The sequence below is a fragment of the Amycolatopsis sp. cmx-11-51 genome (assembly GCF_047608665.1).
Classification (GTDB): domain Bacteria; phylum Actinomycetota; class Actinomycetes; order Mycobacteriales; family Pseudonocardiaceae; genus Amycolatopsis.
On record NZ_JADNQO010000007.1, the window covers coordinates 323,038 to 337,085 of the forward strand.

The 14,048-nt window shown below is 67.1% G+C and carries 11 protein-coding genes and 2 tRNA genes; 6 read left to right on the forward strand and 7 right to left on the reverse strand.

The annotated features are described in order from the left end of the window. Nucleotides 1–36: 36 nt before the first annotated feature. The 3 genes from ACM6LU_RS24930 to ACM6LU_RS24940 all read right to left on the reverse strand — a co-directional run bounded on the left by ACM6LU_RS24930 (nucleotide 37) and on the right by ACM6LU_RS24940 (nucleotide 1,566). Entirely contained in the window at nucleotides 37–537 is a 501-nt protein-coding gene (locus ACM6LU_RS24930; RefSeq protein ID WP_414940169.1) for a PadR family transcriptional regulator, read from the reverse strand. Nucleotides 538–815: 278 nt separating this feature from the next. Beyond that, a tRNA-Met gene (locus ACM6LU_RS24935) sits at nucleotides 816–889 on the reverse strand. 83 nt (nucleotides 890–972) lie between these two features. After that, on the reverse strand, nucleotides 973–1,566 hold the full coding sequence (locus ACM6LU_RS24940; RefSeq protein WP_414940170.1) for a TetR family transcriptional regulator: 594 nt from the start codon (nucleotides 1,564–1,566) through the stop codon (nucleotides 973–975). 92 nt (nucleotides 1,567–1,658) lie between these two features. Here ACM6LU_RS24940 and ACM6LU_RS24945 point away from each other — a divergent pair, with 92 nt between their 5' ends. Continuing rightward, the gene (locus ACM6LU_RS24945) at nucleotides 1,659–3,110 is read left to right on the forward strand and encodes an FAD-dependent monooxygenase (protein WP_414940171.1); all 1,452 of its coding nucleotides are present in this window, start codon (nucleotides 1,659–1,661) and stop codon (nucleotides 3,108–3,110) included. 162 nt (nucleotides 3,111–3,272) lie between these two features. On the opposite strand, the gene ACM6LU_RS24950 is transcribed toward ACM6LU_RS24945, so the two are convergent. Together ACM6LU_RS24950 and ACM6LU_RS24955 are read right to left on the reverse strand one after the other, a co-directional pair. Beyond that, nucleotides 3,273–3,346, reverse strand: a tRNA-Met gene (locus ACM6LU_RS24950). A gap of 67 nt (nucleotides 3,347–3,413) precedes the next feature. Further along, nucleotides 3,414–6,407, reverse strand: coding sequence for a UPF0182 family protein (locus ACM6LU_RS24955; RefSeq protein WP_414940172.1), 2,994 nt, complete (start codon nucleotides 6,405–6,407; stop codon nucleotides 3,414–3,416). A gap of 155 nt (nucleotides 6,408–6,562) precedes the next feature. On the opposite strand from ACM6LU_RS24955, the gene ACM6LU_RS24960 reads away from it, so the two are divergent. Further along, nucleotides 6,563–7,111, forward strand: coding sequence for a PPA1309 family protein (locus tag ACM6LU_RS24960; RefSeq protein ID WP_414940173.1), 549 nt, complete (start codon nucleotides 6,563–6,565; stop codon nucleotides 7,109–7,111). Nucleotides 7,112–7,240: 129 nt separating this feature from the next. Here ACM6LU_RS24960 and ACM6LU_RS24965 read toward each other — a convergent pair whose 3' ends face one another. Beyond that, nucleotides 7,241–8,245 carry a PDZ domain-containing protein gene (locus ACM6LU_RS24965; RefSeq protein ID WP_414940208.1) on the reverse strand — a complete coding sequence of 335 codons (1,005 nt, stop codon included), beginning with the start codon at nucleotides 8,243–8,245 and terminating at the stop codon, nucleotides 7,241–7,243. 203 nt (nucleotides 8,246–8,448) lie between these two features. Here ACM6LU_RS24965 and ACM6LU_RS24970 point away from each other — a divergent pair, with 203 nt between their 5' ends. Further along, on the forward strand, nucleotides 8,449–9,804 hold the full coding sequence (locus ACM6LU_RS24970; protein WP_414940174.1) for a zinc-dependent metalloprotease: 1,356 nt from the start codon (nucleotides 8,449–8,451) through the stop codon (nucleotides 9,802–9,804). Between the two features lie 9 nt (nucleotides 9,805–9,813). Here ACM6LU_RS24970 and ACM6LU_RS24975 read toward each other — a convergent pair whose 3' ends face one another. Continuing rightward, nucleotides 9,814–10,383: a M48 family metallopeptidase gene (locus tag ACM6LU_RS24975; protein WP_414940175.1), complete on the reverse strand. Its 570-nt coding sequence runs from the start codon at nucleotides 10,381–10,383 to the stop codon at nucleotides 9,814–9,816. 154 nt (nucleotides 10,384–10,537) lie between these two features. On the opposite strand from ACM6LU_RS24975, the gene ACM6LU_RS24980 reads away from it, so the two are divergent. The 3 genes from ACM6LU_RS24980 to ACM6LU_RS24990 all read left to right on the forward strand — a co-directional run bounded on the left by ACM6LU_RS24980 (nucleotide 10,538) and on the right by ACM6LU_RS24990 (nucleotide 14,047). Continuing rightward, entirely contained in the window at nucleotides 10,538–11,572 is a 1,035-nt protein-coding gene (locus tag ACM6LU_RS24980; RefSeq protein WP_414940177.1) for a TOMM precursor leader peptide-binding protein, read from the forward strand. 77 nt (nucleotides 11,573–11,649) lie between these two features. Further along, nucleotides 11,650–12,990, forward strand: a complete 1,341-nt coding sequence (locus ACM6LU_RS24985) for an ABC1 kinase family protein (protein ID WP_414940178.1) — start codon at nucleotides 11,650–11,652, stop codon at nucleotides 12,988–12,990. Between the two features lie 142 nt (nucleotides 12,991–13,132). Continuing rightward, the gene (locus tag ACM6LU_RS24990; protein WP_414940209.1) at nucleotides 13,133–14,047 is read left to right on the forward strand and encodes a hypothetical protein; all 915 of its coding nucleotides are present in this window, start codon (nucleotides 13,133–13,135) and stop codon (nucleotides 14,045–14,047) included. The last annotated feature ends 1 nt before the right edge of the window (nucleotide 14,048 follow it).

Here is a 14,048-nt window from a genome sequence, read left to right on the forward strand (position 1 = left end):
CGGTTGCGGGGAACCGGTCGTGGGCACCTGTCCGGGTCAGGACTGGGGGATGGAATCCAGCAGTTTCAGTGCCGCTTTCGCCTGTGCCTGCGCGAACTCGGCGACCGCCTTCGCGTACGGCCCGTCGGCGCCCTTGGTGGCGGCCTTGGCCTCGTCGAGCTGCAGGGTGTAGCTGGTGCGCGCCGACTCGAGCAGCGCCGAGCGCTGCTTCACCGTCAGCGAACCGGCGTGCACGAGACGCAGGATCAGCGGGCTGCGGAGGTGGTCAGGACCGGCTTCGGAGGACAGCCACGTCTTGAACGCCTTCTTGCCCGCCGCGGTGATGAGGTACTGCTGGCTCGACCGCGGGCCCTGCTTGCCGAGGCGGACGAGGCCCTCCTTCGACAAGGCGGGGAGCTCCCGGTACACCTGGCTGCGGGTCACGCTGAAGAAGGCGCCGAAACGCTCACCCGCCCCCGCGACCAGTTGCCCGCCCGTGGCGGGACCGTCGTGGAGAAGACCGAGCAGTGCGGCGGCTGTTGCATTCAATTCGGACACGCACTCTACGGTCCCACCTTTCGGAACCTGTGTCCACTGTGGTCAGCACATCTGTCCATTGTGGCTAGTGATATGCGCTCATTCGGCCCAACGCACTACGCCTGTCCACAATGGACCGGACACGCTGCGCAACCGGCCTTCGCCACGGACAGCGGTACGCGTCCCCCGCCCCGACCAACGACGGCCGGTGATCGCCCCGGAGTGCACCCGGTACGAAAACCGGAAAACAACGAAGCGCGGGTCTGCGATTTCCGCAGACCCGCGCTTCGTTTTCTCTGTAGCGGGGACAGGATTTGAACCTGCGACCTCTGGGTTATGAGCCCAGCGAGCTACCGAGCTGCTCCACCCCGCGTCGTTGTGTTAATAGATTACATGGGGGAGAAGCCGGGTTTCAGGGGGGTACCCTTAACTTTCCCAGAGGCCGCTGACCTGCCTTTATGCCGCAAGTTTGTCATCCAGCCAAGCGAAGACGCCGTTGAGCACCATGGTCAGCCCGTCGCCGAACCTGCCCTCGACGTCCTCGTCGAAGACCCACGCCGTGGGCGTGACGTCGTAGCGCGGGTCCCGTTCGCCCGGAACCGGGTAAACGGCCTGCTCTTCGATGGTGAAGCCGACGACGTAGCTGTAGACGGTGAACAACGCTCGTCCAGCCAGGTACGGTTCGAGCCCCGCTTCGACCCGACCATGGAGCGGATTGTCACCGAGCAGGCTGTCGTCGGTCATGAAAGTCCCGGAGAAGACCTTCGCCCCGTCACGATAAGCGAGCATCATCCGGCGCATCGCCTGTGACGCCAGCTCGAGAGCCTCCCTTTCCCCCGTGCCTTCCGGTACCCGGCCCGGCATCGCGTCGGCGTACATCTGCGTCGCCATCTCGTCGAGCAGCTCCTGTTTGTTCTTCATGTGCCAGTACAGCGCCGGAGCCTTGACCCCGAGTTCCTGCGCGATCAAGCGGAGCGTCAGCCCGTTGAGCCCGACGTCGTTGAGCAGCCGAAGCCCGGCGCGGACGATGTCCTGCCTGGTCAGACCCACTTTCAACCCTCTTTCAGCGGTAGCGCCTTGACAATTTAACGATGTTAAGGGCACGCTGGGCACAGGTCAATTTAACGTTGTTAAGGAGTGGTATGCACAACCTGGGGACGGACGTGATCGTGGCCGGGGCGGGGCCGACCGGGCTGATGCTCGCGCACGAACTCGCGCTCGTCGGCGTCGAGGTCGTGGTGCTGGAACGGCATTCCAAGCGCACAGGACTGTCGAAGGCACTGAACCTGCAGCCGCGCACCGCGGAAATGCTGGAGCTGCGCGGCCTTCTGGACGGAGTGGAGGCTCGCTCCTACGCCACGGTGCAGGACGGGCATTTCGCGATGATCCCCGTCGACTACGACGGTTGGGACACTCGGTTCCCTTTCCAACTGGGGATTCCGCAGGCGACGGTCGAAGAGTTCTTGACGGAACGGCTTGCCGCACAAGGAACAAAGGTGCTGCGCGGCAGCGAAGTAGTCGATTTCGTACAGGACAACGCCTCTGTGACTGTCCGGTACCGAACAGACGATGGAGAAACGCGACTGCGCGCGAAGTTCCTCGTCGGCTGCGACGGCTCACGAAGCGTTGTACGCAAAGGACTCGACATGGGCTTTCCCGGCGTGGACGGTGAAGGTTTCGGCGTGGTCGCGGACGTCCTGTTCGACAAAACACCTGACGGTGCGCAGAAACAGTGGCGAACGATGCGGAACATCGGCGAGCCGACCGGCGAAACCACGTTCAAAGGCCTGATTCCGTTGGGAGAACCGGGTCTCTACCGCTTCGTGTATGGCGACAGGGCCTCGCGGCCCGCGGACATGCGGTCCGCTGTCACGCAAGACGAAGTCCGGCAGGCACTGCTCGACTCCTACGGCGAGTCCGCGGCGATGGCGGAAATCCGGTGGGCGTCACGGTTCTCCGACGCCGCGCGGCAGGCGGAGCACTACCGCGCCGGGCGGGTACTGCTGGCTGGCGATGCCGCGCACATCCATTTCCCGGCAGGCGGCCAGGGACTGAACCTGGGTGTGCAGGACGCCATGAACCTGGGCTGGAAGCTGGCCGCGACCGTGCACGGCTGGGCCAGTGACGACCTGCTCGACACATACGAGGCCGAACGGCACCCGGTCGGCGCTCAAGTGCTGCACAACGTCGCTGCTCAGCTAGGGCTGACTCCCCGGTCTCACGAGTCTCGCGCGCTTCGCGCCCTCTTCGGCGATCTGGTCGCGCTACCCGAAGTGAACCGATACCTGGCGGGCATGGTTTCCGGTCTCGGGATCCGCTATGCGACCTACGGCACGTCTCACCCCGCGCTCGGATCGCGCCTGACGGACCAGAACGTCCTCACCGACGCCGGGCCCATCCGCCCCAGCACGCTCTTCCACAACGGCGACTTCGTGCTCCTGACGACCACGTCTCTCCACATCGAGGCGGCCCGCTCTCAGACACCCCGGCTGACCACCCAGCTCGTCACGGAGCTTCCGTGGCCCTCCACCGAGGCCGTCCTGTACCGCCCCGATGGCTACGCCTGCTGGACCGCTCCCACCCCGCCGCGGTAGCAAAGGTCCCCCGCTCCCCCTTGCGTCGGGCACCTGAGCGACCGAGTCACTTTGGGGGGCTGGGGGGCGAGGCCCCTCCAGCGGGAGGCCGGGGGTTCGACCCTCGGTAGAATACGAAAGAGGCGTGGTCTGCGTTTCCGCAGACCACGCCTCTTTCCTCTGTAGCGGGGACAGGATTTGAACCTGCGACCTCTGGGTTATGAGCCCAGCGAGCTACCGAGCTGCTCCACCCCGCGTCGTGACACCTACCTTACGCCTGCGTCTCCAGCAGGCGCAAAGCAGGTGCCCTTTAGGTAAGCGACATCACCCTCCGGGCTTGCTGGTGGGCGGCGCGCTGGTTGCCGGCGGGTTGGCCTTGGCCGACTCGTAAGCCCGGTACGCGACATCGAGTGCGGCGAGGGCTGCACCCTGATCCGCGTAGTTGCCCGCCTGCTGGGCCGCCTTGTACTTGGCCCAGGCGTCGTGCATCTCGCTCGCGGCCTTGTCGAGCCCCGGATTTCCACTGGCGGGCGGCTGCGGCGTCGTCGTGCCCGGCGGTTGCGGCGTCGTGGGTCCGGGGGTGCCGCCGGTCTGGGGCGGTGTGACCCCGGAACCCGTGCCCGGGCCGAAGACCTGGTCGAGGGCCTCGTTCAGGGTGGGCGCGAAGCCGATCTTGGTGCCGTAGGAGACCAGAACGCGGGCCAGCTGCGGATAGCTCAGCTGATTCCGTTGCCGGATGTAGACCGGTTCTACGTAGAGGAAGCCGTTGGCGACGGGCAGCGTGATCAGGTTTCCGTAGGTGACCGTGACGTTCGGGTTGTTGAACAGGGTCCGGTCCTGCGCGACCCGTGGGTCACTTTGGAATCTGTTCTGTACCTGGACGGGTCCGTCGACCTGGGTGGAGCCGCTGGCGCCTGTCGGCAGTCTCAGGACGCGCATCTTCCCGTATTCCTCGGGATCCGAGGACACCGACATCCAGGCCGCCAGGTATTGCCGTTGAAGACCGGTCAGTGAACTGGTGAGCTGGAAGCGCGGCCTGGTGTCGCCCGGCGCGGTGGCCAGAACGTAGTAGCCGGGCTGGTTGGCGATACCGGATGCGGACGCGTTCACGCCGCCTTCCTGCGTCGGGTCCTGCGGCACGCTCCAGAACGCCTGCTGTGCGTAGAACTCCGCCGGGTTGTTCACGTGATACTTCGACAGGAGTTCCCGCTGCACCTTGAAGAGGTCTTCGGGGTAGCGGAAGTGCGACCGCAGGTCCGGCGAGATCTCGCCGCTCGGCTTGACGAGCCCGGGGAAGACCTTCTTCCACGCGTTGAGCACCGGCTCGTTGTCCTCGACGCCGTACAGGCTCACGGTGCCGTCGAACGCGTCGACGGTGGCCTTGACCGAGTTGCGGATGTAGTTGATCCAGGAGTTGGCCTGGCGGGTGGTGCCGCTGAGCGAGTCGTTGGTGGCCTGCCCGAGCTGGGTCTGCTGGGCGTACGGGAAGTTGTTCATCGTCGTGTAGCCGTCGACGATCCACTTGATCCTGCCGTCGACGACCGCCGGATACGGGTCGCCGTCCAGAGTCAGCCACGGGGCGACCTTGGCGACGCGGTCCCGCGGTTCGCGGTTGAACATGATCTTGGATCCGTCGCCGATGGCGTCGGAGAAGAGGATGTTCCGCTCTCCGTATTCGGCGGCGAAGACGAGCCGGTCGAACCAGTTGTCGATCGACACACCGCCGGAGCCCTTGTAGATATAGGAACGGTCTACGGCCGTGTCGTACTCGCCAGGCGCCTGCCCCGCCGTGCCGCCGACGATCGCGTATGCGGCGTCGGTCGCGAGCTCGCCGTAGTAGATGCGAGGCTCCTCCACCTTGATGCCCGGTTTGCTCGGGTCGGTGGCGCCGGCTCCCGCCGGGTTCTGGGTGTCGCTGGTGGTGGCGATCGGGTAGCCGCCGTCGGAGTTGGCATCCTTCAGCGCGCGGTCGATCGTGTTGGCCGGCGCGGCGACGAAGCCGTTTCCGTGTGTGTAGACGAGGTGCTTGTTGATCCAGTTCGTCTGGTTGCCGGCGAGGCCTTCGGTCTTGATCTCCTTGGCCGCGACGATGTAGTCCTGCGTGACACCGTTGAGGGTGTAGCGGTCGATGTCGAGCTTGGACGGGAAGCCGTAGAAATTCTCGCGGCCGACGCGCTGGGTGAAGGTGTCGCTGAGGATGTTCGGATCGAGGAGCCGGATGTTCGGGACGGTCCCCTTGTCCGCCTTGATCTCCGAGGAGGTCGCCTCCGACTTGCCGGTGTAGTCCTTGTACTCGACGTTGGTCAGGCCGAACGCCTGCCGGGTCGCGTCCATGTTGCGCTGGATCGACGCGGATTCCTTCTCGTTCGCGTTGGGCTTCACGGAGAACTGGTCGAGCACCGCGGGCCACGCGACGCCGACGAGCACGTTCGACAGGATCAGCAGCACCAGCGCGATCGCGGGGAGCTGCAGGTTGCGCAGGAACGCGCCGGCGAAGAACGCGACGGCACAGATCACCGAGATGCACAGAAGGATCAGCTTCGCGGGCAGGACCGCGTTCAGATCGGTGTAAGTGGCACCGTTGAACAGTGGAAGTCCCCGATCGGAGAGCAGAAGGTTGTACCGGTCGAAGAAGTACTCGACCGCCTTCAGCAGCACGAAGAGGCCGATGATGATGGCGAGCTGGGCGCGGGTCGGGCCGGCGAGCTGGCCGCCCTTGCCCGCGAGCCGGATGCCGCCGAAGACGTAGTGCGAGATCAGCGCGCCGAAGAAGGCGATGACGACCGCGATGAACAGCCAGCCCAGGAGCCAGTTGTAGAACGGCAGGTCGAAGGCGTAGAAGCCGACGTCGTTGCCGAACTCGGGATCGGTCTGGCCGAACGGCGCGCCGTTGAGGAACAGCTGCACGATCTGCCAGTCACTCTGCGCGGACGCGCCGGCGATGAGCCCGGTGAGCACCGGGATGCCGATGCCGAACAGGCGGATCCGGCCGACGATGGCGGACCGATAACGCGCGAGCGGGTCGTCGTTGCCGGAAATCGGCACGAAGACCGGCCTGGTCCGGTACGCGATCATCAAACTGACCGCGAGCGCACCTCCCACCAGGAGCCCTACAGCGAAGAACAAGACGACGCGGGTGATCAGCACCGTGCTGAACACCGTGCGGGCGCCGACCTCGCCGAACCATAGCCAGTCGACATAGGTATCGAGCAGTCTCGCGCCCAGAAGAAGGGCCAGAATGACTACTGCGGCGATGATGAGCAGTATCCGGCTACGCCGGGACAGCTTCGGCAGGCTCACGGGGGGCCGAGTGGCCACTGCACACGCTCCTGGTTTGGTGAACTTTTCGCGGGGGGCGCGTACCGCGTGCGGCCCCTGATGCTCTAACTCTACGGATGCCGTCGGAAGTTCCCGGAACCCGCCCAAACCGGACTCGGAAGGCCGCGCGCCCGGCCGCCTGGAACGATGAGCCAATGGCACCGAGTAAGCAGCAGGGCGTGGCCGGCCTGGCCCGCGAAGTCGAGGAGTTCGTCGCCTCCGGAGGATGGGATCAGCCGCCGCAGTTGTTCGCGCTGGTCCCGACCGCGGCACTGCTGGACGAACAGCCCGAACTGGCCGGGCAAATCGACCCGTCGGCCCCGCTGACGCCGGTCGCCCAGGAATCGCTGCCGGACGGTGACCTCGGTGAGGCGCTGGCGCAGATCGCGTGGCCCGATCTGGTGCTGGGATGCGCGCTCGCGCAGGAGATCATCGTGCTGCCGCCGGACGCCGAGGCCGAGCTTCCGGTCGCCCCTGAGACAGATGCCGAACGCCTGCGCCAAGCGGCCGCCGACCACCCTCGCCGTACCGAAGCCCGGCTCGTGGCCGCCGTGCTGCGGGACGGTCCCGGAGCGTGCGTCATGCGGCTTCGCGGTGCCGGGCAGCCCGAAGAACCCAATGACGTCCCGGTCGACGAAATCATCGAGAACCCGGAGCTGGCCCCTAACCTGCTCGAGGCCCTGAAGGCGACCCTACTGCCCTGACCTGCGAAAAGAGAGCAAGGGACCTTTGCTATCGCCCGCCCCAGGAAGCACGCTGGGCGATAGCAAAGGTCCCTTGCTCTCGTCAGTCAGATCCGCGAGCGATAGCAAAGGTCCTTGCTACCCCGGCGGTCAGCAGGAGGCGGTGGGCCTGCTGGCCTTCAAGTTCTCGAGCTGCGCGATCGCCTCGTCCAGCGTGGACACCTTGATCAGGTTCAGGCCATCGGGTGCGGCGGTCTTCGCCTCGGCGCAGTTGTGCGCGGGCACGAGGAAGTCGGTGGCACCGGCCTCCCGGGCGCCGACCACCTTGAACGAGATGCCGCCGATCGCGCCGATGACACCTTTCTCCGAGATCTCGCCCGTTCCGGCGATGTGCCTGCCCGCGGCGAGGTCGCCGGGCTCCATCTTGTCGACGATCGCGAGCGCGAACATCAGACCGGCCGAGGGGCCACCGACGTCCTGCAGCGAGATCTTCACATCGAACGGGACATCCGCGCGGTCCACCGCGGTCAGACCCATGAAGCCTTCCGGGCCGTCGGGCCGCTGGGCCAGCGTGAGTGGAACGGAGCGCTCGGCCTGCCCGTCGGACTTGAAGGTGATCTGCACGGTCTGCCCTGGCTTGGTGCCGTCCAGCGCGGCCCGCACTTCGGCCGCCTCCGTGACCGTCTTTCCGTTGACCACCAGAAGCCGGTCCCCAGGGGCGAGCACCTTGTCCGCCGGACTGCCCGAGACGATCGTCTTCGCGAGCACCTTGACCGGGAACTTCCGGCGGAGGGCGGCGACCTGAGCGGCGGTCTGCGAGTCCTGCAACTGCTGGATGTTCTCCCGCCGGACCTGTTCGTTGGTCTCACCCGGCTTGAAGTACTCCTCGCGCGGCGCCAGCGCGTACCGGCCGCTCGCCCAGAGTCCGAGCGCGTTGAACAGCGTGATGCCGCCATCCCGCAGAGAGACCGTCGTCATGCGCAGCTCGCCAGAGGTCTGGAAGCTCTCGTGCCCGTTGACCTGGATCACCGACTGTCCGGCGGCGTCCTTGCCGAGGGTGTCGTAGGTCGGGCCGGCGCTGATCGCCACATACGGCACCGGAATGAAGAACCCGACCAGCGCGAGGGCCACGAACATCACGCCGCTGACCAGCACCGTCCAGCCCCGCCGGGTCAGCCGCCGTTCGGAGCGGTCCTGGTCACTCGCGGAGCCCGCACGGCTCCGCGCTGCTGTGGTCTCCTCCGAGGGCTCTGTCACGCGTGACAGCGTACGGTGACGGTGTTCGCTTCTCGGTGAAGGCCACGCGCATCACTCCAGTTGACGAGCTCTGGGTCCCAGGACCCGCGTACGGTGGTGCCATGAGCAAACCCCCGTTCGGCTTCGGACCGCCCGATCCCGACAAACGAGGCGAGAACGAGCCGTCGGATTCCAGCGGCCAGCCCTCCGGCGCCGAGGCCTTCAATCAGCTCGGTCAGATGCTCAGCCAGCTGGGCCAGATGCTCAGCCAGGCGGGCAACTCGACCGGGCCGGTCAACTACGACCTGGCGAAACAGATCGCACTGCAGAACCTCAGCAGCAGCGACAGCGACGTCCAGCTCGGCTTTTCGTCGTCCAGCGGCGGGGACTCGAGCACGGCCGTCCGTGACGCCGCCCACTTGGCCGAGCTGTGGCTCGACGCCGCGACGATCCTGCCCGCCGGCGCTTCGACGACCGTCGCGTGGTCCGCGCGCACCTGGGTCGAGAAGACCCTGCCCACCTGGCAACGTCTCTGCGATCCCGTCGCCCAGCAGGTCTCCGGCGCGTGGGTCGAGGCCCTGCCCGAAGAGGCCAAACAGGCCGCTGGCCCGCTGCTTTCGATGATGGGGCAGATGGGCGGAATGGCCTTCGGCTCTCAGCTCGGCAACGCCCTGGCTCAGTTGGCTTCCGAAGTGCTCACCTCCACCGAGGTCGGCCTTCCGCTCGGCCCCGCCGCGACTTCCGCGCTGCTCCCGGCGAACATCGAGAAGTTCACCGAGGGCCTGGAGCTGCCGACCAGCGAGGTGCTGGTCTTCATCGCCGCACGCGAAGCCGCCCACCAGCGGCTGTTCGCCCACGTTCCCTGGCTGCGGCAGCGCCTCCTGGCCACCGTCGAGGAGTTCGCGAGCGGCATCTCAGTCGACACCTCGGCACTGGAGCAGCTTGCCGGACAGATCGACCCGTCGAACCCGGCCAGCATCGAAGAGGCCATGTCCTCCGGCCTGCTCGAGCCGCAAACCTCGCCCGAGCAGAAGGCGGCGCTGAACCGGCTGGAGACCCTGCTCGCGCTGGTCGAAGGCTGGGTCGACGTTGTTGTCGCCGAAGCCATCGGCGACCGCCTCCCGGGCGCGGACGCACTCCGGGAGACGCTGCGCCGCCGTCGGGCCACAGGTGGCCCGGCGGAGCAGACCTTCGCCACCTTGGTCGGACTCGAACTCCGGCCGAGGCGGATGCGGGCGGCTTCCACGCTGTGGAAGCTGCTCGGCGACCAGCACGGCATCGAGAAGCGGGACGGCCTCTGGTCCCACCCCGACCTGATGCCGACCGCCGGGGACCTCGCCGAGCCGCTCGACTTCGCCGAACGGCTCGGCGATGGCGAGTCGACCCTTGAGGGCATCGACCCGATCGCCGAGATCGAACGCACCGAGCGTGAGAAGAACAAGCCCGAGAACGACAAGGGCGACGAAGACAAGAACTGAGGCACCGTCTCAGTCCTCCGCCGCGATGCCCCATCCGGCGGCGGAGGACAGGCCCTCCAGGTAGCCGATGGCGCGTTCGGTCTTGGGATAACGGCGTACGAGCTCCCAGAACGCCGCGTTGTGCCCTGGCTCTTTCAAATGCGCGAGTTCGTGCACGAGGACGTAGTCCAGCACCCAGGCCGGTACCCGGCGCAGATGATCACTGACCCTGATCGTCGCGTCGACCGGTGTGCAGGACGCCCATCTCGTCCGCATCGGCGGCACCCAGCGAACGCTCGCGGGTATCGCCTTTCCTTCCAGATACTTCGCCGAGAGCACGGCGCAGCGCGCCAGCAGCGCCTCGTCCGAGGCCTTCGGCGGAGCGGCTCGCCGCGGGCCCGTGCGCAACAGCTTGCGCTGCATCTCGGCAACCCAGTGCTTCTCCTCGGCCCGGGTCATCCGGGCAGGGATCAGCACGACGAGGGTGTCCTCGTCCCAGTACGCGGTGACGGTCCGGTGGCGGCGCTGGCTACGCCGTACCTCGACCTTGTGTTCGGGAGTGTCCGACGGGGGATTGTCCCGGCTCCTCAATGAGGGCATCCGTGCTTCGACCACTCGACCACGGTAAGGCCAGTCACCGACAAGTCCGAGAGCCGAAAGGTCACAGCCTCGAGTTATCCACAACGGCACATACCTGTGGATAATTCGGGTCTTTCTTGGCGGATGGTCGGCGAGGCAGTGAGATCCTGCGATCATGAACCTTCGCGAACCGGACCTGCGGTCGATCGTCCTGCCCGCCTTCCCGGTCCTGCTTCCCGGCCTCGATGTGCTGGAACGTGGGAACGGTGAGGTCCAGGTCGGCCTCGACCCCGCGCACGCGGTGGTGATCACCGGGGTGGCCTCCGAGGTGGCCGGCGCGCTCCGCAAACTGGACGGAAAGCGGGCCGTCGACGACATCGTGCTCGCGCAGAGCGAACACGATGAACAACTTCGGGAGCTGATGGCCGACCTGACGATCCGCGGGCTGGTGACCGACGCGGGGCAGCCCCGCCGGCATCCGAGCCCCAGGCCCGAGACAGGACTTTGGTCGCTCCGCGCCCGTCACTATCAGGCCGCGCTCACCACGCGCCGCAGGCACACGGCGGTGGCGGTCCACGGCGACGGCAGGCTGGCCGTGGCCATCGCGGTGCTCCTCGCCAACGCCGGAATCGGGCACATCGACGTCCGGGCGTCGGGCACGGTGCGCGAACGCGACCTGGGCTCGGGATACACCGAGGCCGAGATCGGCATGTTCCGCCGGGACGCGATGACGCAGGTCGTGCGGCGCGCCGGCGGGGAAACGTCGACCAGTCGGCTCTACTCGGACCACCAGCCGGAACTCGTGCTGCTCACCGATGCCGTGGTACCCGCGCCCGAAGTGGTCGACGAACTCGTCCAAAACGGCATCAGCCATCTGCCGGTCCGCGTCCGGGACGGCATCGGCATCGTCGGGCCGCTGGTGGTGCCCGGCCGCAGCAGCTGCCTGCGTTGTGCCGATCTGCACCGCGCCCGCGCCGACGAGACCTGGCCAAGGGTGGCGAGCCAGCTCGCGGGACGTGTGCAACGACCGGACCTCGGCGCCGTGCACGCGTGTGCCGCGCTGGCCGCCGCGCAGGCGCTGCGGCTCCTGTCGCCCAGCGACCAGGCACCGCCCGCGTGGAACGCCACCCTGGAGATCGATTTCTTCGAAGGTGCCATTCGTCACCGTGATTGGCCACCTCATCCCGGATGCGGATGCGGTGCTCGCTGATACCGCGAGCGACTTAGCCCACACGCACGCCCTCAACAGGCTGCGCGCGCGGAGTGAATCAAGGCAGAATCGCGAAGGTGACCGACTCCCGCAGCGCCGAGGACCGTGAAGCCGCCATCCCCCGCAACGGGGCCGCGCGAACGGCGAAGCTGGCCAGTATTCCGCTCGGCATAGCCGGCCGGGCGGTCGGAGGCTGGGGCAGGCGGCTGACCGGGCAGAGTGCCGAAGAGGTCAACGCGACGCTGTCCGCCAAGGCCGCGGAGCAGCTCTTCGAGGTCCTCGGCACGCTCAAAGGCGGCGCCATGAAGTTCGGCCAGGCGTTAAGCGTCTTTGAGGCCGCAGTGCCGGATGAAATGGCGAAGCCCTACCGCGAGGCCCTGACCAAGCTTCAGGCGGCGGCACCGCCCATGCCCACCAGGCAGACCCACCGGGTCCTCGCCGAGCAGCTGGGACGCGCCTGGCAGCAGCGATTCGCGGCGTTCGACGACGAACCGGCCGCGTCCGCGAGCATCGGACAGGTGCACCGGGCGACCTGGCACGACGGTCGCGAAGTCGCCGTCAAGGTCCAATACCCCGGAGCCGACGACGCGTTGCGGAGCGACCTTCGGCAGCTCCAACGTTTCAGCAGGTTGTTCCAGGCCTTCGTGCCGGGGACCGAGGTGAAACCGCTCCTGGCGGAACTCGCCGAACGGATGAACGAAGAGCTCGACTACCAGGCGGAAGCCCAGAACCAGCGCGCTTTCGTGAAGGCGTTCGAAGGTGTCTCGGGTTTCCTGATCCCGCGAGTGGTCGCCAGCGCGCCGAAGGTCGTCGTCACGGAATGGGTCACCGGAACCCCGCTGTCGAAGATCATCGCCGACGGCGACAAGGAGGCACGGGATCGCGCCGGCAGCCTGCTCACCGAATTCCACTACTCGTCGCCGGAACGAGCCCGGCTCCTGCATTCGGACCCGCATCCCGGCAATTTCATGCTGACCGCCGACGGCAGGCTGTGCGTGATCGACTTCGGCGGGGTGTCCCGGCTGCCCGAAGGCATCCCGCAGCACCTCGGCGAGATGACCAGGCTGGCGCTCGACGGCGAGTCCTCGAAGCTCATGCGGCTGCTCAGGGAGTCCGGCTTCATCCGGGCCGACGCGGACCTGCGAGCCGATGACGTGCTCGCCTACCTCGCGCCGTTCACCGAACCACTGGCGGGCGAGACGTTCCATTTCACCCGCCGCTGGATGCAACGGCAGGCGGGGCGGGTCGGCGACACCCGCGGCAGGGACTTCCGGATCGGCCGCTCGCTCAACCTGCCACCCGAGTACCTGATGATCCACCGGGTGACCGCCGGATCGACCGGCATCCTCTGTCAGCTCGACGCGGAGATCCCCGCCCGCGCAATCGTCGAACGGTGGCAGCCGGGCTTCGCGGCCTGAGAAGTTATCCACAGGGATCGTTGGGACTGAGCCAAAATCTGGGTCGTTCGAGCGAGTTGTCCACAACTTCGCGGAAGTGGTTCCACCCGGACGGCCCAACGGTCATCCTCGATTCATGACCACTACACGAAGCGCCCGACTCATTGCGCTCAGTAACACCAGCGAGTCCGGGATCATCACCAGCCGAGAGCTGCGCAAGGCGGGCGTGACCGCGCGTTACGCCGCGAAGCTCTGCAGTCCCGGCGGTCCTTGGCGAAGGCTGATGCCGGGTGTGATCCTGTTGCGCGACTCCGCGCCCACCCGGCTTCAGCTGCTGCAGGCCGCCGTCGCGCGGTTCGGCCCGGACGTGGTGGTGACGGGTGCCGACGCGCTTCGCGCGCGAGGCGTGGACTGCCCGGTGACACGAGAGGTCCATCTCCTCGTCCCGGACTATCGGCGCATGCCGGCGGAACCCGGCATGCTGCCCCGAAGAACCACACGGATGCCCCCGCCGACCTTGATCGACGGTGTCCCCTTCGCCCCACCGGCCAGGGCCGCGCTCGATCTGGCCCGGCTGGAGCTCGATCCGGCGCGGATCGACGAGCTGATCTCCCTACCAGTGTACTGGGGTCTCTGCACGCTCGAAGAGCTCAGCGAGGAGCTCGATTCCGGTAACCGGCGAGGCTCAGCCGCGGTCCGTGCGGCGCTACGTCGCGTCGATCCCCAAGAGACCTACGCGCATGGGCTGGCGAAGAAGGTCCTCGACGGGTGTCCGCTGCCCTCGCCGTCATGGAACATGACGATCTGCGACCGGCGAGGACGTCCCATCGGCGCTGCCGATGCCTGGTGGGACGACATCGGCCTGGCGTGGCAATTCCGTGTCCCGAAACACGGCGCCGCGAACTTCCACCCCCTGGCGCTGACCGCGACCGGAACGGTGCTGGTCCGCTGTACCATCGACCAGCTGAGGAAGGTTCCGATGGAGGTCGCGGCCGAGCTCATCAGAGCGTACGCCGAAGCGGCGAGGACGCCGCGGCCGAAGGTCCGCACGATCGGCCGGATCGATGACGCCGCTTGAG